Source organism: Halorussus salinus, assembly GCF_004765815.2.
Taxonomy (GTDB): domain Archaea; phylum Halobacteriota; class Halobacteria; order Halobacteriales; family Haladaptataceae; genus Halorussus; species Halorussus salinus.
On sequence record NZ_ML974128.1, the window covers coordinates 331934 to 352358 of the forward strand.

21 protein-coding genes are annotated in these 20425 nt (G+C 67.2%); 5 read left to right on the forward strand and 16 right to left on the reverse strand.

Annotated features, from left to right (window positions below; translation table 11 throughout):
• Window positions 1-195 precede the first annotated feature (195 nt).
• Window positions 196-975 (forward strand): alpha/beta fold hydrolase, encoded by a 780-nt coding sequence (locus tag EPL00_RS09760; RefSeq protein WP_135852888.1) that lies wholly within the window; start codon window positions 196-198, stop codon window positions 973-975.
• A 369-nt stretch (window positions 976-1344) separates the two neighbouring features.
• Here EPL00_RS09760 and panB read toward each other — a convergent pair whose 3' ends face one another.
• Window positions 1345-2157, reverse strand: a complete 813-nt coding sequence (gene panB / locus EPL00_RS09765; RefSeq protein ID WP_135852887.1) for a 3-methyl-2-oxobutanoate hydroxymethyltransferase — start codon at window positions 2155-2157, stop codon at window positions 1345-1347.
• A gap of 97 nt (window positions 2158-2254) precedes the next feature.
• Here panB and EPL00_RS09770 point away from each other — a divergent pair, with 97 nt between their 5' ends.
• On the forward strand, window positions 2255-2533 hold the full coding sequence (locus EPL00_RS09770; protein ID WP_135852886.1) for a DUF5822 domain-containing protein: 279 nt from the start codon (window positions 2255-2257) through the stop codon (window positions 2531-2533).
• On the opposite strand, the gene EPL00_RS09775 is transcribed toward EPL00_RS09770, so the two are convergent.
• The 3 genes from EPL00_RS09775 to EPL00_RS09785 all read right to left on the reverse strand — a co-directional run bounded on the left by EPL00_RS09775 (window position 2530) and on the right by EPL00_RS09785 (window position 4773).
• The gene (locus EPL00_RS09775; RefSeq protein ID WP_135852885.1) at window positions 2530-3063 is read right to left on the reverse strand and encodes an HAD family hydrolase; all 534 of its coding nucleotides are present in this window, start codon (window positions 3061-3063) and stop codon (window positions 2530-2532) included. The two genes, EPL00_RS09770 and EPL00_RS09775, sit on opposite strands and share 4 nt — an antisense overlap.
• Before the next feature lie 106 nt (window positions 3064-3169).
• Entirely contained in the window at window positions 3170-3577 is a 408-nt protein-coding gene (locus tag EPL00_RS09780) for a hypothetical protein (protein WP_135852884.1), read from the reverse strand.
• Between the two features lie 50 nt (window positions 3578-3627).
• Window positions 3628-4773, reverse strand: coding sequence for an acyl-CoA dehydrogenase family protein (locus tag EPL00_RS09785; protein ID WP_135852883.1), 1146 nt, complete (start codon window positions 4771-4773; stop codon window positions 3628-3630).
• Between the two features lie 171 nt (window positions 4774-4944).
• On the opposite strand from EPL00_RS09785, the gene EPL00_RS09790 reads away from it, so the two are divergent.
• On the forward strand, window positions 4945-5892 hold the full coding sequence (locus EPL00_RS09790; protein ID WP_135852882.1) for a glycosyltransferase family 2 protein: 948 nt from the start codon (window positions 4945-4947) through the stop codon (window positions 5890-5892).
• A gap of 23 nt (window positions 5893-5915) precedes the next feature.
• Here the strand turns inward: EPL00_RS09790 and EPL00_RS09795 are convergent, their stop codons facing one another.
• From EPL00_RS09795 to EPL00_RS09825, 7 genes are all read right to left on the reverse strand, one after another.
• Window positions 5916-8867, reverse strand: a complete 2952-nt coding sequence (locus EPL00_RS09795; RefSeq protein WP_135852881.1) for a PAS domain S-box protein — start codon at window positions 8865-8867, stop codon at window positions 5916-5918.
• Between the two features lie 138 nt (window positions 8868-9005).
• Entirely contained in the window at window positions 9006-10211 is a 1206-nt protein-coding gene (locus EPL00_RS09800; protein ID WP_135852880.1) for an alanyl-tRNA editing protein, read from the reverse strand.
• A gap of 96 nt (window positions 10212-10307) precedes the next feature.
• Window positions 10308-10781, reverse strand: coding sequence for a redoxin domain-containing protein (locus EPL00_RS09805; RefSeq protein ID WP_135852879.1), 474 nt, complete (start codon window positions 10779-10781; stop codon window positions 10308-10310).
• Between the two features lie 98 nt (window positions 10782-10879).
• The gene (locus EPL00_RS09810) at window positions 10880-11314 is read right to left on the reverse strand and encodes a hypothetical protein (RefSeq protein ID WP_135852878.1); all 435 of its coding nucleotides are present in this window, start codon (window positions 11312-11314) and stop codon (window positions 10880-10882) included.
• 41 nt (window positions 11315-11355) lie between these two features.
• Complete coding sequence (locus tag EPL00_RS09815) at window positions 11356-12756, reverse strand: outer membrane protein assembly factor BamB family protein (RefSeq protein ID WP_135852877.1); 1401 nt, start codon at window positions 12754-12756, stop codon at window positions 11356-11358.
• Between the two features lie 56 nt (window positions 12757-12812).
• Window positions 12813-14144, reverse strand: a complete 1332-nt coding sequence (locus EPL00_RS09820) for an aminotransferase class III-fold pyridoxal phosphate-dependent enzyme (RefSeq protein WP_135852876.1) — start codon at window positions 14142-14144, stop codon at window positions 12813-12815.
• Between the two features lie 165 nt (window positions 14145-14309).
• Window positions 14310-15569: an MgtC/SapB family protein gene (locus EPL00_RS09825; protein WP_238398169.1), complete on the reverse strand. Its 1260-nt coding sequence runs from the start codon at window positions 15567-15569 to the stop codon at window positions 14310-14312.
• 208 nt (window positions 15570-15777) lie between these two features.
• Between EPL00_RS09825 and EPL00_RS09830 the strand changes: the two genes are divergently transcribed.
• A complete protein-coding gene (locus EPL00_RS09830) occupies window positions 15778-17073 on the forward strand; it encodes an AI-2E family transporter (RefSeq protein WP_135852875.1) in 1296 nt (431 codons plus the stop codon).
• 9 nt (window positions 17074-17082) lie between these two features.
• On the opposite strand, the gene EPL00_RS09835 is transcribed toward EPL00_RS09830, so the two are convergent.
• Entirely contained in the window at window positions 17083-17370 is a 288-nt protein-coding gene (locus EPL00_RS09835; RefSeq protein WP_135852874.1) for a PadR family transcriptional regulator, read from the reverse strand.
• Window positions 17371-17581: 211 nt separating this feature from the next.
• Here EPL00_RS09835 and EPL00_RS09840 point away from each other — a divergent pair, with 211 nt between their 5' ends.
• Complete coding sequence (locus EPL00_RS09840) at window positions 17582-17872, forward strand: amphi-Trp domain-containing protein (protein WP_135852873.1); 291 nt, start codon at window positions 17582-17584, stop codon at window positions 17870-17872.
• A 391-nt stretch (window positions 17873-18263) separates the two neighbouring features.
• Here the strand turns inward: EPL00_RS09840 and EPL00_RS23525 are convergent, their stop codons facing one another.
• From EPL00_RS23525 to EPL00_RS09855, 4 genes are all read right to left on the reverse strand, one after another.
• Window positions 18264-18410: a hypothetical protein gene (locus EPL00_RS23525; protein ID WP_202932593.1), complete on the reverse strand. Its 147-nt coding sequence runs from the start codon at window positions 18408-18410 to the stop codon at window positions 18264-18266.
• Between the two features lie 90 nt (window positions 18411-18500).
• Entirely contained in the window at window positions 18501-19427 is a 927-nt protein-coding gene (locus EPL00_RS09845) for a DUF1028 domain-containing protein (protein WP_135852872.1), read from the reverse strand.
• 104 nt (window positions 19428-19531) lie between these two features.
• The gene (locus EPL00_RS09850) at window positions 19532-19897 is read right to left on the reverse strand and encodes a DUF7528 family protein (RefSeq protein ID WP_135852871.1); all 366 of its coding nucleotides are present in this window, start codon (window positions 19895-19897) and stop codon (window positions 19532-19534) included.
• Window positions 19898-20128: 231 nt separating this feature from the next.
• On the reverse strand, window positions 20129-20380 hold the full coding sequence (locus EPL00_RS09855) for a hypothetical protein (protein ID WP_135852870.1): 252 nt from the start codon (window positions 20378-20380) through the stop codon (window positions 20129-20131).
• Between the last annotated feature and the right edge of the window lie 45 nt (window positions 20381-20425).

Below are 20425 nucleotides of genomic sequence, written 5' to 3' on the forward strand. Positions count from 1 at the left end.
TTAGCGGTTAAGATACTTAAACCTTTCCCTGAGAAATCACCGTACGGCGTCGGGATACCCTTACGAGGGCTGAATTGCGGTTCAGGTGAGAACCTTCAGAAACCCCGGCAGTTGGGACGAGGAGAGACGCGACGCTCAGGTCGTCGCGTCGCTCGGACCGGGGGTGTTTTGTCCCGCGACCTCGAATCCTGTCGTATGCAACAGGTCACGCATCACGGACGGACCACGGCCTACCGGGTGGCCGACCGCGGCGGCGAAGGGTCACCCCTCTGCTTCGTCCACGGTTCGGGCGGCACGCACGAGGTCTGGAAGGGGCAACTCGGCCGACTGGCGAGTCACCGGCCGGTCGTCGCCCTCGACCTGAGCGGTCACGGCGACTCGTCGGACTTCGAGGCCGACCCCGGTTGGGAGACGCTCTCGGCCTACGCCGACGACGTGCTGGCAGTCGCCGACGAGACCGACGCGGGCGTGTTGGTCGGTAACTCGCTCGGCGGTGCGGTGGCGCTCCAACTCGCAATCGAGCGTGACCACGACTTCGACGGACTCGTCCTCGCGGGCACGGGCGCGAAACTCCCCGTGTTGGACGACTTGCGGCGGTGGCTCGACTCGGACTTCGAACGCGCGGTCGAGTTCCTCCACGGCGAGGACCGACTCTTCCACGACGCCGACTCGCGGTACGTCCAGCACTCGACGGCGGGGATGCGGGCAGTCGGCCAGCGCGTGACCCGCCGGGACTTCGAGACCTGCCACGTCTTCGACGTTCGGGACGACCTCGGCGACATCGACGTTCCGACGCTCGCGCTCGTCGGCGAACACGACCACCTGACGCCGCCGGAGTACCACGAGTCGCTGGCCGAGGAGATTCCCGACGCCCGCTACCGCGAGGTACAGGGCGCGGCACACCTCGCGATGCTGGAGAAGCCAGAGGGGTTCAACGCCGCGCTCCGGGATTTTCTGGACGAGAAAGGGATTTGAGGGCGACGAGAGGCGCGAGTAGAGGAAAGGTGCGAGTAGAGGAAAGGTGCGAGTAGAGGAAAGGCGCGAATATTCGACCGAATTTTCGGCGCGCGCTGGCGCGTCGCCGTCGGCGACGTGCCAACCGCGCGAGGGTTGAGGACCGCAGCGAAGCGAGGACCGCAAACGGTTGGGGAGGACGAGGGCGGTGCTGTGCGGACTCCTTTGCGTCGGCAGTCGCTCGCTTCTCCGGTCTCGTCACTTTCGTTTCGTAAAGGCCGTACAAGCCACAGGAGTCGGCAATAGCTCGCTTCTCTGACTCGTTCACTCGCGAATCACTACAGCTACACAAACCGCGAAAGTCAGCAGTATCACCGACTGAAACCCCTTTCAGTAAATCTCGTCTATCTCGTCTTCGCTGTAGCTGTGTTCCTCGGCCGGGAACTCGCCCGACTCGACCGCCTCGCGGAAGTCCGCGACCGCTCGCTCCATCTCGCCTTTCACGTCGCCGAACTGCTCGGCGAAGTAGGGACTCCGCTCGCTCATCCCGAACACGTCGTTCAGCACGAGGACCTGCCCGTCGGTGTCCGGGCCAGCGCCGATGCCGATGGTGGGGATGTCGATGGCCTCGGTTATCTGGGCCGCGACGTTCGAGGGGACGTGTTCCAGCACGAGCGCGAAGGCTCCGGCCTCCTCGTGGGCCGTCGCCAGTTCCAGCATCTCACCGGCGCTCTCCTCGTCGGTGCCCTGCCGGAAGTAGCCGCCCAACTGGTTGACGCGCTGGGGCGTCAGGCCGAGGTGGGCCATCACCGGAATGCCCAACCCTACGAGTCGCTCGGTCAGGTCCACGGTGTGGGGGCCGCTCTCCAACTTGACGGCGTTGGCGTCGGCCTCCTTGAGCATCCGGCCGCAGTTCTCGATGGCCTCGTTCTCGTCCACGCCGTAGCTCAGGAACGGCATATCCGCGACGACCATCGCGTCGTCGGTCGCGCGCGCGACCGCGGCGGTCCGACTTCGTACCTCCTCGACCGTGACGGGGAGCGTCGAGTCGTAGCCGAGTACCGCGTTGCCCATGCTGTCGCCGATCAAGATTACGTCCACGCCAGCCGAGTCCACGATTGCGGCGGTCGGGGCGTCGTACGCGGTCAGCATCGTTATCTCGTCGTCGCCCGCCTTCTCGGCGAGGTCCTGAACCGTCGTCATATCGGGGAGTCGTACGCGGCGTGTTAAACGTGTTCGGTTCCCACCGCCCCTGTGAGAATCTACAACGTTTAAGCCCCGAGCGTCCCGCCTTTCGAGCGTGCCCGAACCAGTCGAGACTCACGACCCCGAGGGCGTCGATTACGGGTGGGTGATGCAGACCACCTTCGTCGTCACCATCGTCGTCGGCGCGCCCGTCGTCGCGCTCATCGCGTGGCTGGTCGGCGTCTCGCTCCCGACGTGGGCCGCCCGCGCCGAGTTCGCGATTCGGGTCGGGGCGGTCGTCTGGTTCGTCGTCGCGGTCGGCGTCTTCCTCTACGCCCGCCGGATGGAGGAGGACTCCGGGACCGAGGAGACCGCCTCGAAGCCCGAGAATTAGACCCACTCGAACCGCGTCCCCGCCCGCTCGGCGGTCGTCCTGTCGCTCTCCGAATCGCCGACGAACAGCACGTCCTCGGGAGCGACGCCCAACTCCTCGACCGCCGCCAGCAGGGCGCGGGGATGGGGTTTGCGCTCGGGGACCGTGCCCCGGCCGACGACGCTCTCGACGTGGGCCGAGAGGTCGTGGCGGTCGAGCGCGAGGAGAACCGCCTCCTCGTGGTTCAGCGAGCAGACGCCGACGGGGACCTCGCTGGCGACGAGTTCGTCGGCGAAGGCCAGTCGCTCCGAGGCGGTGGCTCCCTCCCGCTCCGCGCTGGCGATGAGTTCGTCGGCCTCGTCGCCGACGCCGACCTCCTCGGCGGCGTCCAGCAGGTCCCACGCGCTCAGGGGGTCGGCGTCCACGCCCTCGCGTTCCAGTAGTTCGACCAGTCGGCGCTCTACCTCCTCCCAGTCCACTGCGAGGCGGACCAGCGTCCCGTCCAAGTCGTAGACGACTGCCTCGGCGTCGCTCGCGTCTGTTTCGCTCACGTGCCGTGATACGGCGAGCGCCGAAAAAGGGGTGTCGGTCGGTCCCGCGGCGTCCGTTTCGCGGCGTCGGTCGGCCGCGCGTCGTCGGTCGGCCGTGCGCCGTCGGTCAGCCGACGACGCCCTCGACGGTCTCCACGACCGGCGTCACGGCGCTGTCGGGCGACAGCGAGAGAAACAAGCCCTGCTGGCCGACCAGCACCCGCACGAGGGTCACGTGGTCCATGTAGGTGACGAACGACCGGACCTCGCCCGCGCCCCGGAACAGGTCGCCGAACAGGTCCTGTTCGGTGAAATCCACGTGGACGTAGCCGTGGACCTCCTCGAAGTGGTCGCGCATCTCGCTCTCGCTCCCGGCGTAGAGCGCCATCGTCGTCTCGTCGGCGTAGAGCGTGTGGAACTCGTCGGGCGTGTACTCCACGCAGAGTCGGACCGACGCGCCCTCCTCGTCGCGGGCGGCCGCGAGCGCGGCGTCGGCGTCGAACTCCACCAGCGTCGAGTCTTCCGAATCGGCCATCTCGTTTGCCAAAGCCTAACGAACCGGAATAAGTCTGGCGGGAGGAGACGTTACTCTAACACGTTTCGCGCGATGACCTTCTTCTGAATCTCGGAGGTGCCCTCGTAGATGGTCGTAATCTTCGAGTCCCGGTAGAGCCGTTCCACGTCGAAGTCGGTGGTGTAGCCGTAGCCGCCGTGAATCTGGACCGCCTCGTTGGTCACGTCCACCGCGGCCTCGCTGGCGAAGTACTTCGCCATGCTCGCGGCCATCTCGACGTTCTCGTCGCTCCCGGACCCTCTCGCTCGGTCGTCCTTCCGCGCGGCGTCGCGGGTCAGCAGTCGGGCGGCCTCCAGTTGGGTCTTCATGTCGGCCAACTTGTGCCGGATGGTCTGGAACTCCGAGATGGGTTGGTCGAACTGTTCGCGGTCCTGAGCGTATTCGACGGCCTCGTCCAGCGCCGACTGGGCGAGTCCGACCGACTGGCTGGCGATGCCGATGCGCCCGCCGGTCAGGATGTGGAAGGCCGCCGAGAGACCCTTGCCCTCCTCGGTCAGGCGGTTCTCGGTGGGGATGCGCACGTCGTCGAAGACGAGCGAGGTGGTGTCGCTCGCGCGGAGTCCGAGTTTGTCCTCCTTCTTGCCGACCTCCAAGCCCTCGGCGTCTTTTGGTACGACGAACTGGGTCACCGACCGGGGGTCCTCGCGGTCGGTCTTGGCGAACAGGACGACCACGCCCGCGCGCTGGCCGTTGGTAATCCACTGCTTCTTGCCGTTTATCACGTACTCGTCGCCCTCGCGCTTCGCTTCGGTGGTCATCTCGGCGGGGTTCGACCCGGCTTGGGGTTCCGACAGCGCGAACGCGCCGACGGGACGGCCCTCGGCCATATCGGGGAGCCACCGCTCTTTCTGGTTCTCGTCGCCGAACTCGGCGATGCAGGAGGTCGCGAGGCTGTGGACCGAGAGCGCGGTCGCCACCGAGAGCATCCCGTAGGCGACCTCCTCGTTGACGATACTGTAGGTCAGTCGGTCCACGTCGAGGCCGCCGTACTCCTCGGGGACGGTGAGGCTGGTCATGTCGAGGTCGGCGAGTCCGTCCCACACCTCCTCGGGGAACGTCTGCTCGTCGTCGCACTCGGCCGCGGTCGGGCGGATCTCCTCGACCGCGAACTCCCGCACAACGTCGCGGATGGCCCGTTGCTCGTCGGAGAGGTTCATGTAGAAACCGTAGGCGACTGGGTGGAAAAAGTTGCCTGTTCCGCGTCACCCGCGAGTGAGGGCCGGGGAAGTTACGAAGTCGATTTGGGGGTCGCCAGCGGTCGAATCCGTCGGAGAAGGATTCCCTCGGCGACCCTAACGTACTTGTCTATTGTTATCGCATAACAGAGTATGGCGTCACGCCGCGAGCCGGTCAGCGTAATCCTGCCGACGCTGGAGTGGGGACCGGTTCCCGAGCAGTTAGCGGCGCAGTTGCGACCCGGCGACGAACTGCTGGTCGTCTGCGACTCGGCGTCTGACCCGGTGTTCGGTCGAGAGACGCCCGAGCGCGTCGATATCCTCGCGGCTGGCGAACCGGAGGGCTGTTCCGGCAAGGCGAACGCGATGGCCCACGGCATGGAGCGGGCGCGCAACGACCGGTTCGTCTGGACCGACGACGACTTCGACCACGGTCCGAACTGGCTCGACCGCCTCGTCGCCGCCGGGCGGGAGCGCGGCGCGGCGAGCGTCGTCCCGTGCTTCGTCGGACCGGGGTGGTGGCGACCGGTCGAACCGATGTTGCTCACCTTCCTGTCGCTCCCGATGTACCTCGGCGTCGGCGCGTGGAGCGACTGGGCGTGGGGCGGCGGCGTGACCTTCGCCCGCGAGGAGGTCGATGTGGACGCGCTCGTCGCGGACCTCCGCCGGAGTCTGAGCGACGACGGCGTCCTCACCGACCACCTGCGCCCCGTCGCCACGGTCCGGTCGATGCGCGCCGCGGTCCGCGTGCCGGGCGACTGGCACGCGGTGAAACACCGAGTCGTCCGACTCGCGCGCATCCCGCATCTCTACGAGGGGTTCGTCGGCATGTTCGCGCTCTCGGTCCTCCTCGTCGCGCTCGCGCTCGCCTTCCCGGTCCCGACCGCGCTCGCCGCGACGGCGGTCGCTGGCGGCGTCTACGCGATACTGGGCGTCCGCCGGTGGACGTTCCTCCTCGCGTACCTCGCGCTGTTCGTCCTGCTCCCGACCACGGCGTCGGGTATCCTCGTCTCGGAGTTCGAGTGGGGCGGTCGCCGCTACCGGATGACCGACGTGGACGACGTGGCGGTCCTCGGTCCGGTCGAGGAGACCGGCCGGTAGTCGCCGCCTCCTGTTCGGGCTTTCTATTCCTCGGTCGCGGAGTCCACGCCCCGGAACTCGATGCGCGCGCCGCCCGACGCGCTCTCGGTCACGCGGGGGTCCCACCCGTAGACCTCGGCGAGTTCCCGGACGAACGCGAGACCGAGACCCGTACCGCCCTCGTCGCCCGCGGTCGTGAACCCGGCCTCGAAGACCTGCTCGCGCTCCTCGGCCGGAATCCCGGTCCCGTCGTCGGCGACGTAGAACCCCTCGCCGCCCGCGATTTCGCCGACCTCGACGCGCGTCGCCCCGCCGTGCTGGACGGCGTTCTCGAAGAGGTTCCGGAACAGGTGCCGGAGGTACGTCTCGTCGGCTTCTACGACCGCTCCGACGCGAGCGTCGAGCGTCGCGTCCGGAGCGTCTATCTCGTCCCACGCGTCGCGGGCCACCGCCGAGAGCGCCAGCGAACTTCCCGCGCCGACCGCGTCCCGGCCGCGAGTCAGGACGAGCATCACGTCTATCATGTCCTCGATGCGGTCGAACGCCTCCGCGACGTACTCGACCGCCTCGGACGAGTCGGCGTCGTCGGCCGGAAGCTGTCCGGCGTATATCTGGCCGATGGTGACGGGGTTGCGGAGTTCGTGGGCGAGCATGCTGGCGAACGATTCGAGTCGCTCGTTGGACTCCTCTAACTTCTCGACGGTCTCTTCGAGTTTCCGCTCGCGCTCGATGCGCTCGCTCACGTCCCGACCGATGCCCGCCAGCACGCGCTCGCCGTCGGGGTCTTCCAGCGCGGACGCGACGAACTCGTACGGAACCCGGTCGCCGTCGTTCGTCCGTATCTCCGCCTCGACCTGCGTGTGGCCGGTCTCGAACCCGCGGCGTATCGCGTCTACTATCTTCTCGTGGGACTCCTCGTCGAAGAAGTCCAGCGCGTGCATCGACGCTACTTCGTCGGGGCGGTAGCCCGTCACCGCCGAGAGGCTGTCGTTGTACCGCTGGAGGTCGCCCGATTCGTCGAGGATGTAGAACACGTCGTCGATGGCGTCGAGAACCGCGTCGGTGTACTCCCGGTAGCGCCGGAGCTGTCGCTCGCGCTCCTTTCGCTCGGTGATGTCTTGGGTCATCGTCATCCCCGCAAATACGTCGCCGCGCTCGTCGGTGATGGGCACCACGTAGAGATTCCAGTCGCGTCCCGCGTAGGCGAGTTCGAAGGACCGTTCCTCGCCGTCGAGCGCGGCCTCGAATGCGGGTTCGAGTTCGTCGGCGACCTCGTCGTCCCACACCTCGCGGACGTTCCGCCCCTCGAAGTCGTCGGGGTCCACGGGAACGTCGGCGAACCCGCGCCCCGCCGCGAGCGTGTACTCCAAGTCGCGGTCGAACAGCGTCACGCCGCCGTCGGGGAAGTTCTCCGCGAGCGTCCGGTAGCGCCGCTCGCTCTCTTCGAGTTGGCGCTGGTACTCCCTGCGCTCGGTCACGTTCTGGGACATGCCCAGCGCGGCGAACACCTCGCCGTCGTCGTCGCGGACCGGCAGGAAGTGAAACTTGTACGCCTCGTCGCCGATGGACTCCTCTATCGTCACGCTCTCGCCGTCAAGCGCGGACTCGTAGCACGGGACCACCACGTCGGCCAACTCGCAGGGCAACTCCTCGCGCAGGTAACTCCCTTCGAGGTCGCCCCGCGTCACCTCGTCCACCTCTGGCGTGCCGCCGAAGGTGACGTATCGGAGGTCGCGGTCCACGAGCGCGACCGCGCCGTTCGGGAAGTTCTCGACCAGCGTCCGGTAGCGCGACCGGTACTCCTCGAGTTCTCGCTCGCGGCGCTTGCGCTCGGTCACGTCACGGAAGTAGACCGAGAGGCCGGTCTCGGAAGGGTAGGCCCGAACATCGTACCACGCTTCCAGCGGGTCGGGGTAGTAGAACTCGAAGGCGGTCGGCTCTTGGGTCGCCATCGCCTCGCGGTACTCGTCGCCGAGTTTCGAGTCGGTCGCCCACTCGAACACGTCCCAGAGCTTCCGGCCGACCAGTCCCTCGCCCCGGTAATCGATGAGTTGCTCGGCGCGCTCGTTGGCGTGAGTGAACCGCCACTCGTCGTCCAGCGCGTAGAACGCGTCCGTGACGCGGCCGATTATCTCGCCGAGTTCGCTCTCTAACTCGCGCTCGCGGCGCTTGATGTCGGTCACGTCTTCGCCGGTCGTAACCACTCGGACGACCTCGCCGTCGCCGTCCAGAATCGGCTCGGCGTTGACCGACAGCCACCGGCGCCCGCCGTCGGGGTGTTCGACCTGCAACACGCGGTCGTAGACCGGTTCGCCCGTCCGGAGCGCCTCCGCGAACGGCTGGTCCTCGACGGCGACCGGGCGGCCCTCCTCGTCGTAGGCGGGTCTGTCGCTAGGGTCGTAGCCCGCCACTTCCTCGTCGGGGACCCCCAACAGTTCCGTCGCCCGGTCGTTGACGCGCGTTATCTTTCCCTCGGCGTCCAGCACCATCACCCCGACCGGACTGGCGTCGATGACCTCGGCGGTCAGGTCCCGCTCGCGTTCGAGTTGCCGCTCGCGCTCGCCGAGTTCCCGCTCGGTCTCGACGCGCTCGGACACGTCCCGGACGACTCCGATGGTACCGCGGAACTGGCCCTCGTCCACGAGGAGGTTCAGGCGGAGTTCGCAGGGAACCCGGTCACCGTCGTCGGTCTCGACGGTGAACTCCACGGTGTCTGACTGGGCGTCGGCGGTCAGTCGCCGCTCGATTTCGCGCTCGACGGCCGTCACGTCGTCGGCGTCGAGGAGCGTCGAGACGTGTTCGCCGAGCAACTCCTCGCGGTCGTATCCGGATAGCTCCGTAATCACGTCGTTGACGGCGACGAAGCGACCCTCCGCGTCGAGTTGGTAGATACCGTCGTCTATGGCATTTACCAGCGTTCGGTACCGCTGGAGGGCTTCGCCCTCGTCGCCGTCGTCCCAGAACTCGTCGTCGGAGGCCCCAGCCCGCTCGCTCATACCCGCGATAATCAACCGAGCGAATTAAGTCTTCATCCGGTTTCTAATCTTCAACGAATCGACCGGCGACCTCGCCGTCAGCAGGGCCGCCCGCCCGAAGCGAAGGCGTTCGTCGCTCCGAGAACTCGACGGTCGGCTTCACCGGTCTCGTAGATATGCTTCGACCTCGCCGGGACTCGCGTCGAGACCGCCGCCCTGCGCGAACGTCGGACCGCCGCCCCCGCCACCGCCGAACTCGCTCGTCACCTCCTCGACCACGTCGCCAGCGTCCGGGTCGCCGCCGGTCGCCGCGACCACGAACGTCGCGCCCTCCTCGCCCGCGAGGAGTACCGCGTCCGCGGCGTCGCCAGCCATCTCCTTCGCCCGGTCGGCGACCTCGTTCGGGCCGAACCCGTCCACCGTGCCGACCAGCCACTCGTCGCCGTCGCGCTCGACCGGACGCTCCCGGAGGTCGGCGAGTCGAGCCTGCAAGACCTCGTCTTTCGCGTCTTCGAGGTCGCTCTCCAACTCCTCGACTTCTCGGCTGACGCGGGCGGCCGCCTCGGGGAGTTCGGCCACGCCAACGTCGAGGGTCCGGGCAGCCTCGCGTGCCGACCGCACGTCGTCGGCGCGGCGACGAATCGCGGTCGGCCCCACCGCGAACTCCACGCGGGTCAGGCCCTCGCCGGGGTTCGACCGGTCCAGCACGGTGACGGGGCCGATTTCGCTCGTGTCGCCGACGTGGGTCCCGCCGCAGGCCGCCCAGTCGAACCCCTCGACGGTGACGACCCGCACCGACTCGGACTCGCTCATCACGCCCTCCTCGGTCTTGGTGTTGAACGCGATTTCGTCTCGCTCGCGGGCCTCTGTTTCCGGAATCTCGTCCCACGAGACCGACAGCGAGTCCCAGACTGCGCGGTTGGTCAGTCGCTCCAACTCGGCCAGCGTCTCGTCGGTGATGTCCGTCGAAGTCGTGAAATCGACGCGAACCTTCCGCTCGCCGATGTCGAACCCGCCGTAGCCCAACTCGTCCAGTAGCTCGCGGCCCGCGCCGTAGAGGAGGTGGCTCGCGGTGTGGGCGCGCATGCAGTAGGTCCGGAAGGCGTCGTCTATCTCCGCCCGGACCGTCTCGCCGACCGCGATGCCCTCCTCGGCCGCTGGTTCGGCGAGGAGGTGGACGATTTCGCCGTCGCGCTCCCGCACGTCCTCGACCGGGACGCCGCCGAGCGTCCCGCGGTCGGCGGGTTGGCCGCCGCTTTCGGCGTAGAAGTAGCTCTCGTCCAGCGTGACCGCCCGGCCGTCTACGTCCGTGACGGTCGCCTCGAAACTCCGCACCTCGGGTTCCCGTGCCGCGAGTTGACTCATACCGAACGAGAGTCGTCGCGGTGACTAAAATATCACGCTGGCCGCGGTCGGGTCACGCCGACTCGCGGTCCTGTCGGACACTGCGTCGCGGTCGAGTCACGCGGACTCGACCGCCGCCAGCACCGCCTCGTAGTCGGGTTCGTTCGTCGGGTCGTCGGCGACCCACCGGTAGGTCACGGTGCCCTCGTCGTCGAGGACGAAGACCGCGCGGTTGGCGATGCCGTGCAGGCCCAACTCCTCGATGTCGATTTCGAGGCCGAAGGCCCCGATGGCGTCCCCGGCCGTGTCGCTCACGAGGTCGAAGTCGAGGTCGTACTCCTCGCGGAACGCACCGAGCGAGAACGGCGAGTCGGCGCTGACTCCCAACACGGTCGCTCCGCCCTCCTCGAACTCGTCCAGTCGGTCCTGCAACGCGACCATCTCGTTGGTACACGGCGGCGTGAACGCGCCGGGGAAGAACGCCAGCACGACCGGGCCGTCGCCGAGTCGGTCCGCGAGGTCGAACGATTCGTGGTCGCTGGTGCCGAGCGTCGCCGAGAACGCGGGTGCGGAGTCGCCTTCGGTGAGCATGACCGGCAATTCGTCTGCCGACGGCGTAAGCGTCGTTCCGAACGGATTCGGCTCTCTCGGTTCCACGCCACGAGGTCGGCCCAAACTCGCGTCCCGGATTACGTCACGAGGTCCGCCTGCACCCGCGCCTTGAGATAGTCGAGCGCCGCGATGGCGGCCGGACCCGAGATGCAGAACCCGGCCAACAGCGCCCGGTCGCGCGGCCCGAGGTCCACCCCGAGCGCGGCCATCGCCACGACGAACAGCGCCGCGGTCGCCGCGACGCCGCCGACGCGCCGACTCGCGCGCGTCCAGTCGAATCGCTTGGCCGGTCGCCACATCAGGTTCTCGGCCGCGACCGCGAGTCCGAGACCTTCGACCGCGCCGACGACCGCGTACGCGCCGGGCGGCAACGCCGGGAGCGGGTCGGGGAGCGCGACCACGGCGAGGACGGCGACCACGCCGAGCGCGCCCGCGACCCGACTCCGAATCGCACCGAGGAGCCTCGCTATCGGCGAGGACTCCTCGCGGAGGGAATCGCTGAGCTGATACATGCTCGTCGTTTCGACCATCGGCGTTATCAATCTTCTCGGGGTCAGTCGAGGCTGTGACCGCACTGCGGGCAGAACGCCTCGTCGCCGTCGATGTCGGCACCGCAGTCGGGACACGCCGGGTCGGAGTCGTCGAGGTCGTGGCCGCACTGCGGGCAGAACGCCTCGTCTCCGTCCAGCGGCTCCTCACACTCCGGGCAGGTCTCGTCCGGGAGTTTCGTCCCGCAGTCCGCGCAAAACGCCTCGTCCGAGGAGACCGCCGCGCCGCAGGAGGGACACTGCCCGCTCTCGTCGCCGGACGCTCCGGTGGCCCGCGTCCGGGTCGGCGCGTCCGCCGTCGTCTCCACGACGGGGTCGAGACAGACCAGCGAGTCGCCGCCGACGACGATGCCGTCGTCGAGGACGACCGGGTGGTACTCCACGCGGGTCGGAACATCGACGTGCCACGATTCGGTGCCGTCCGCGAGGTCGAGCGCGGTCAACGACGTTCCGGTCGCCTCCTCGGTGCCGACGAAGACGGTCTCGCCCACGACGGAGAGCGGACTGGTCGGCGTCAGGTCGAACGCCTCCCACTGGCGCGTTCCGTCGGTCGCGTCGAACGCCGCCACGCCCGCCGCACCGACTGCAATGTCACCGACGACGGCGAGGACCGTCTCGCCGACGGCCGCGATAGCCGACGCCGACTCGCCGAGTCTCGTCTCCCACGCCGTCGTCCCGGTCGCGGCGTCGTACGCCCGAAGCGACGGCTGTGACCCGGAACCGCCGACACTACAGTACAGCGACCTGTCGTGGACCACCAGCGACTCGGCGGGACCGGATTGGTCGAGTGTCGCCTCCCACACGGATTCCCGGCCGTCGTACCGGATGAGGGTCCCGCGAACGCTCACGAACGCCGACCCGTCCGCGACCGCGAGTTCGCTCGGGCGGGGGACACCGGCGTTCGATTCGACTTCGTAGACGATGCCCCGCGAGTACGACTGGTTGCCGTCGGGGAACGTAGCGATTCTGACCACGAGGTCGTCGCGGACGTTGGAGCCGGGATTGACGACGTACACGTCCGAGCCATCGACCGCCAACCGTTGAGTGGCGGCGTCGAGTTCGACCGACCATTCGGTGCGCTCCGTGCGCGGGTCGAACGCGGCGACGCCCTCGCCCGTCGCGGCGTAGAGTCGGCGCGAGTCCGCTCCGAACCCCCGAATCCGGTAGTCGTCCGGGAGGTCGAGTCGGAACGTCCCGGAGCCGTCGTCGAGCCGATACCCCACGAGGTCGGTGTCATCGAACTCTCTTACGGTCGTGTAGACTCCGCCGTCGAGGACCAGCGGTTGGGCGTCCGGCTCGATTGGGGTCTCCCAGCGAACCTCGGCGTCGCTCGGCGGCGTGCCGTCGGGCCGACTCGCGGTTCGGCCCGCATCTCCACCTGCAAGCGAGTAGTTTCTGTCCTCCATACGCCACGCATGACCGCCAGCTGTTAAGAAACGAAGGGGTCGAACGGAGCGGCGATTCAGGCGACCTCCTCGACCGACGCGCGCAGGAGGTCGAAACCGAGTTCGATTTCGCGGGCGGTCACGTCCAGCGGCGGCAGGAGTCGGAGCGTCTTGTAGCCACAACCGAGGACGAGGAGGCCGCGCTTCAGCGCGGCCTTGACGACCGCTTCGCGGCGGTCCTTCGTGTCGAACTCGACCGCGAGCATCAGGCCCCGGCCCCGAACGTCAACGACGTTCGGCAGTTCGGCGTCCTCGATGAGTTCGGTCATCTGGCGGCCGCGCTCGGTCGCGTTGTCCAGCAGGTCGTACTCGTGGATGGCGTCGATGGTGAACACGCCCTGCATCGAGTCCACGATTTTGCCAGCGCCCCACGTCGAGGAGAGTCGGGCCTTCTCCTTGGGGAACATGTCGGAGTTGGCGACCGTCGCGCCAGCGCGGAGCGCCTTCGCCGAGGTGATAACGTCGGGTTCGAGGTCGAGGTGGTCGATGCCCCACATCTCGCCGGTCCGGCCCATCCCGGCCTGAATCTCGTCGCTGATGACGGTCACGTCGAACCGCTCCCGTATCTCCGCGAGGTCGCTGACGAAGCCGTCGTGGGGAACGCGGTAGCCCCCTTCACCCTGCACGGGTTCGAGGATGAGGTAGGCGACCTCCTGCGGGTCGATGACGCCCTTCTCGGGGTCGAGTTTGTCCGCGACGACGTTGCCGCCGGGGCCGTCGGTGAGCCACTTCTCGCGGTAGTCCTTCTCCGTCGAGGGGTAGGGCACCGAGACGACGCCGCCGACCTCGGGGTAGCCCTTGCGGTGGTTGACCTTCGAGCGGTTGAGCGAGAGCGCGCCGAGCGTCCGGCCGTGGAACGCGCCGTCGAAGGTGAACGCGCGGTGGCCGCCCTGCGCGTAGCTGATTTTGATGGCGTTCTCGACCGCCTCAGCGCCCGAGTTCGAGAGGAAGACGGTGTCGAGGTCGTAGTGGCTCGTGAGGTCAGTGAGTCGGTCCATCAGTTGGGTCGGACCGGGAAGTTCGGGCTCCTCGGGCGGCCAGCCGCCAGCGGCGTAGAAGTCTTGCCCCGCGATTTTCAGCGGGTCCACGAGGTCGAACTCCTCGAACTTCTCCATGATTTTGGGGTTGTTGTACCCGAGCGGCGCGGACGCGACGTGACTGGTGAAGTCCATCAGGACGTTGCCGTCCACGTCGGTACAGAACGGTCCCTCGGCGGGTTCGGTGAAGTCCCACACGAAGTCGTAGACGTAGGTACTCGGCGCGGAGAACTGGTGGTGGTAGTCGGCCCACTCCTCCGCTCGCTTTCCGGGCATGTCTTCAACCGTCGGTTCTGCGGTGTCTCGGTCCATGACACGGGGTATGAAGGGGCACCCTTTAATTGAATTGGTTTCTTGCGCTTCGGGCAAGAGTTGCAACTGGTTCGATTTTCCGGCCGAAGTTAGACGGTCGCCCCCACCTCGGCAATACTTACGCGGCGGAACGACCGCGGACCCCGTCGTCGCGGCGACCGTCGGTCATATCGTCGCGAGGAGCGCGGCAATCGCGGACCCGGCCAGCAGGACGCCGCTCCACGCCGCGACCCGGTAGCTGAAACTCCGGTCGGGCGCGGAGAGCGTCAGCGCGGCTTTCACCACGATGGACGATGCGGTCGCCAGTAGGATGGCGAACACCGAGGTCTGGTGGTCGATGGTGCCGCCCATGTACAGCAGGACCGCCGAGGAGGTCGCGCCCGCGCTGGACACCAGTCCCGAGAGAATCGCGGTGACGTAGAATCCGGCGGAGCCGAACTGCTGTTGGGCGACCGCGCCGCCCGCGATGACTAGCAGGAAGATGGCTCCGAACCCGAGCGCGTTCCGGAGCGAGAAGGGACTCTCTAAGTCCATCTCGACCTGCTCGGACCAGTCGGCCGCGTAGGCCGCGATGACGACGCTCCCGAGGATGACCGCGCCGAGCGGGAGAATCGCGCCGTACAGCACCGGTCGTCCGCTCGGGAACGTGAACGCCAGCGCGATGGCGAGGTTCCGGACCGCCATCGCGGCGTCGGCCAGCAGGATGGCCGCCACGCCGTAGGAGGCCGCCTCGGGGCGCTGGCGCACGTGGTCCAGCATCGTCCCGACGACCGCGGTCGAGGAGGCCAACCCGCCGAAGAAGCCCGTGACCGCGATGCCCCGGCCGCCGTAGGTCGTCACGACCGCGTAGTTGACGATGCCGATGGCCGCGACGGTGACGACCATCAGCCACACCACGCGGGGTTCGATGCCGAAGGCGAACTCCTCGTCGGGCAACAGCGGGTAGATGACGAACGCGAGGATGGCGAACTCGACGGCCGACCGGAGTTCTTGGCGGGACATCCCCCACGCGAACGAGTGGAGTTCGCGCTTGAGGACGAGCAACAGCGACGACAGCACCGCCACCGTCACGCCCACGAGGATGTACCCCTGCATCACGAGCGCGCCGACTCCGAACGCGACCAGCATCGACACGGAGGTCGTCAGCGCGAGGCCTTCCTCCTCGCTGCCACGCAAGCCCTGCACCGCCAGCAGGACGCCCTGCACGATGACCAGCAGGCCGCCCAGCAACAGTAGTACGTCCTTGTCGAGGAGGGTGAACACCGCGCCCAGTAGGCTGATGAGCGTGAACGTCCGAATCCCGGCGGGCTTGTGTGACCACTCCCGCTCCAGTCCGAGGAACAGTCCGAGCGCGGCCGCCAGCGCGATGCGGACGACCTCGCTCTCCAGTGGAACTTGCGTCAGAAAGTCGGCGATACCCGGCACAATTCAATACCTCTACGTAGTGCTAAATATCACTCTGCAGATTAATAGGTGTACTGGCGGAACGGCCGGAGACCTCGTTCGTCGGTCGCGGCCGTTCGCCCGCGGTCGGTCTCGTCGCCGGAGTCCGCTGGGCGAATCGCGGGCGCTTCGGCCGCGGGAACCCTACGGACTGCGAACATTTTTACCAGCGCGCCCGAGTTGCTTGGGTATGGTCGGCGGTCTAGACATCGACCGGACGCGAATCGGCTGGTGGCTGGTCGGGGCGGTGCTGGGAGCGGCGGTGCTGTTCGTCGTCTACTCGTTCGTCGGTACGTTCGTCTTCGGCATCTTCCTCTACTACGCGACCCGACCGGTGTACAAGCGCCTGCGGCGGCGCATCCGCCCGGCGAGTCTGGCCGCCGCGACCGCCATCTTCGCGCTCGCGCTCCCCGTCTTGCTCTTGATGGCTTACACCGCGGCCATCGGACTCCAAGAGTTCAACAACATCGCCAAGCGAACCGACATCGACGGTCTCCAAACCACGATTCAGCCCTACATCGACGTGTCGTCGCTGGCCCGGAGTCCCGAGGAACTACTGGCGAACCCCGACCCCGCGCTGGTCGAGGAGATCGGTCGCTCGGCGCTCGACTACGTGGGATTCATCGGGAACGCCGTCCTCCACCTGTTCGTGATGATCGCCATCGCGTTCTACCTCCTGCGGGACGACCACCGGCTCTCGCGGTTCTTCCGGCGGCAGTTCGGCGACGAGGGAGGCGTCGCGGAGGCGTACGTCCGGGCGGTCGATAGGGACTTCAACAGCATCTTCTTCGGGAACATTCTGAACGCCCTCCTCACGGGGACCATCGGCGCGGCGTCGTACAACGCCTTGAACATGGTCGCGCCGACCGCACTCGTCGTCCCGTATCCGACGCTGGTCGGCCTGTTGACCGGCGCGGCCAGCCTCATCCCCATCGTCGGGATGAAACTGGTCTACTTCCCGATTTCCGCGTATCTCGGCATCGAAACCGCGCTCTCGGACCCGGCGTTCCTCTGGTTCCCGGCGCTGTTCTTCGTCGTCTCGCTGGTCCTCGTGGACACGATTCCGGACCTCGTGTTGCGGCCCTACGTCTCGGGTCGGAACCTCCACGTCGGACTCGTCATGCTCGCGTACATCTTTGGACCGCTCCTGTTCGGCTGGTACGGCATCTTCCTCGGCCCGATGATTCTGGTGCTGGTCGTCCACTTCATCCGCATCGTTCTGCCGGAACTGGTCGCGGGCGAACCAATCCGGCCGTGGGCGGTGGACCCGACGTACCTCTTCGACCGGGAACCGCGCGTGACCCACCCCGAGGAGAACTACTCCGACGGGAACTTCGGCACCGACGATTCGACCGGCGGGACCGACGACGCGGGCGGCGTCGGCGACGGCGCGACGACCGACGGCGGCGAGACTGGAGGTACTGACGGCGGGGCCGGAGGGACCGACGAGGGCGCGGCGTCGCGGCGGGACGGGACCGACCGCTGACCGCGAGGGTCAGGCCTCGACGCTCAACTCGATGTACTGGGTTTCCCACTCCCGGCGGGCCTCGATTTCGCGGTCTCCTCGGCGGGTCAGCGTGTAGAAGTTCGTCCGGCGGTCGCGCTGGCCCTTCTCGACTAACCCCTTATCTACCAACGTGTCGAGGTTCGGGTAGAGTCGGCCGTGGTGAATCTCCTTCTCGTAGTAGTTCTCCAGTTCGTCCTTGATAGCGAGGCCGTGCGGTTCGTCCAGTCCCGCGATGACGTACAGCAGGTCGCGTTGAAAACCTGTCAAGTCGTGCATGGGTAACGTATCAGCTAGGACGCCGACGAAAATGAATATAACGGCCCTTCGTGGCCGACTCTCTTCGCATAACCGAACCGGTACGTTCGCGCCGATTCGCGCGCTCGGCCTTGACCTCTCCGGCCGTCGTCAGGTGACCGCGCCTCCGAACCTCGGCCGCGATTCCCTACTCGACCGCGAACTTATCCGCGTCGGTCGCGTACACGTCACTATGCCAGAAGAAGTACTCTTCGAGACCGAACGTCGGATGGACCGAAACGAGATAGCGGCTTACTTCCGGACCGTCGCCGAGAAGTTGGAGTCGGGCCAAGACCTCACGCTGTCGGCGGGCGACCAGTCGGTGACGCTCGCGCCGCCCGCGCAACCGACCTTCGAGGTGAAGGCCGAGCGAGAGACGCCGAGTAGCGGCGGCCCCGGCGAACTGAGCGTCGAGTTCGAACTGGAGTGGGACGAGGACGGCGGACAGGGAAGCGGGAGCGACGCGTCGCTGGACATTCAGTAGGCCCGCGACCGCTCGGTCTCCGGGCCGGAAATCGTCTGGTCCGGAGATCACCCCGGAGGCACAACCCGACGACGTGACTCGGGAAAAAGTGACTCGAAGCCAAGTACGATACGACGAGCGTGCGATGTGACGAAACTACCGCTCTCGAACTCGTGATACTCGAAAGGAATATGGAAAGGAAAGCGGAACACGCGGGGGTGAAAAAGCCCCGCGAACCGCTTGCCGCCCTGAATTGGTCCCCGCTGACGCTTCGGCCCTCCAAGCGAAGCGTCACCTGAACCAAAACGCCCTAACAACTTAAACCTAACGCCGCCGGAATCCTGTACCGGTACCGGGGTGGAGTGTCAGTTTCAGAACCGAGGAGTCGAAATTTTCGGAAATGTTAGCCGCCTCAGATGTGTTCCTCTTCCAGAACCCACCCGAGCGCCCGTTTGTAGTAGGTGAACATTTGACGGACGCCCTCGTGGCGCATGTCCTCGTCTTCGAGGTGTTCTTTCAGGAACTCGTACTGCTCGCGTATCTCCTCCTCGTCTCTCATGTGGCGTGGGTTGGGTTTCGCGCGTAATGAGTTCGGCGGGAACTCCCTTCGGACCGTTTCGAGTTTCCGACCGGTGGCGCTACTCCGCCGTCACTTCCGGTCCAAGCGCGACAGTCCGTGCCAGATGGCGTCCACCAGTCGGGCTTCGCCCTCGCCGTCGGCGTCGGCCCACCCGCGGGCCAGCGCGTCCTCGATTACCGCGAGGTCGTGGTTCTCGAAGTTGTTCATGCCGCGGAACTCCTCGAGTGCGTCGCGTTCGGCCTCGCCGAAGGTCTCGCTCGGTTCGCCGTCGAAATGGTCGAGGTCGGCCAGCGTCCCGGCGACCGCTCGGGCCGTCTCGCCCGACAGCTCTCGGAGGTCGTCGGACTCCTCGCGTTCGAGGAGGGTCACGTCGTAGAGTTTGAACACTCGCTCTAGCTCCTCGATGGGGGCCTCGTGGTCGTCCACGCGCACGTCTATCCAGCGGTCGTTCTTGCCGTCGTAGCCGCCCTCGGGCTTGACGACGTAGAGCGCCGCGCTCTGCTCGCCGCGCTTGTCGCCGCCCGCCTCGTTGCCCGCGTGGAGCGCCGCGAGGAGCTTCTCGGGGAGTCCGCCCTCGGTCTCCTCGTAGGTCTCGGCCATCGCGTCGAGGGTCGCCTCGTTTTCGAGGATGTTGCCCTGCACGGTGTAGGTCTCGCCCTGCCGGTCACCCGCGAACTCGAAGCACTCGTCGCCGGTGAACGCCGCGACCGAGCCGTCACGGCCGACGACGCCGACCTGCCGCTGTGGGGCCTCCGGGTCGTCGCCGGTCAGTGATTCGACGACCTCCTCGGCCGGTTTCCCGTCCCGGAGGAGGTCCAACCCGTCCGGCCCGTAGGCGACGTTGGCGAAACTCTGGGTGGCGATTGCTCCGGCGTCGGCGCTGGCGAACGGCACGACGGAGCCGACGCTGACGAACTTCGACTGGACGGCCACGCCGACCGCCTCGGTCTCGGGGTCGCGCGCGACGATGGAGAACGTGGATGGTCGCGGTTGCATGCCCGACGAGAGGGCCGTGTGACCGAAAAGCGTTCGCCCGGCGGTAGCAGTCTCCGGTACTCACGTCGTCGTCTCGTCTTCCTCACCTTGCCGTCTCGTCTTCCTCACCTTGCCGTCTCGTCCCCTTCGGAATCACGCTTGCGCGCGGTCAGCGGTTGGCGCTTGGTCAACTCGCAGTCGAAGTCGGGATGCTCCGCGAAGTGGTGGACCAAGACGTGTCTGCGTCCGCCGGTCAGCCCCGACTGCTCGATGTCCGGGGCGGTGAACGTCGCTGGCAACTCGTCGTAGAGTCGCCGGAGCGCGGCGAAGCTCTCGAATACTTTCCGGTGGCCCGCCGAATCGGCCTGTCGCCGCTCCACGACGTAACTGCCGTCCTCGCGGTGGGTTCCGGCAGTGCGGACGAACTCCCGTCGCTCGGTCAGCGCCTCGCCGAGCGCCGTCCGCAACCGGTCGGCCTCGGCTCTGGTCAGTTCGTGGGTCTCGCCCGCGACGGTGACGGCGACGCGCTCGGGGTCAGAACAGCGGTCAGATTTCGCGGCGAATTTCTCGACCAGCCGCCGCGTGGCGACTTACTCTATCCTCGGACTCCTCGGTGAACCCGTGGCTCGACATCGTGCCCGTCGATAGTGGAAGAGAGGAGTTAAAGCTCCGGGTCGGGGAGCGCGTCGTCGCGTCCGGACGACGGGCGCGCCGAGGGGGAGTCACCGCTTCGCCACGAGGAGCGCCGCCACGACCACGTTGTACACGACCAACCCGGCCAGCACGGCACCGAGCGAGAGCGCGACGAACACCAGTCCGACGACCACGCCGTCGCCGGGTTCGCGCGCGACGACCACCGCCAGCGACGACAGCGACAGCACGAGGAGGCCGAGGTGGACGCCGTACTCCCGCCAGAAACGCTCCGAGACCGGTACTCGGAACTCGAACGGTCGGCGTTGGTCGCCCGCTTCCATGTTTCGTCTGTCGTCGGTCTGTGGTATAAATTTTGAGGGAATTCC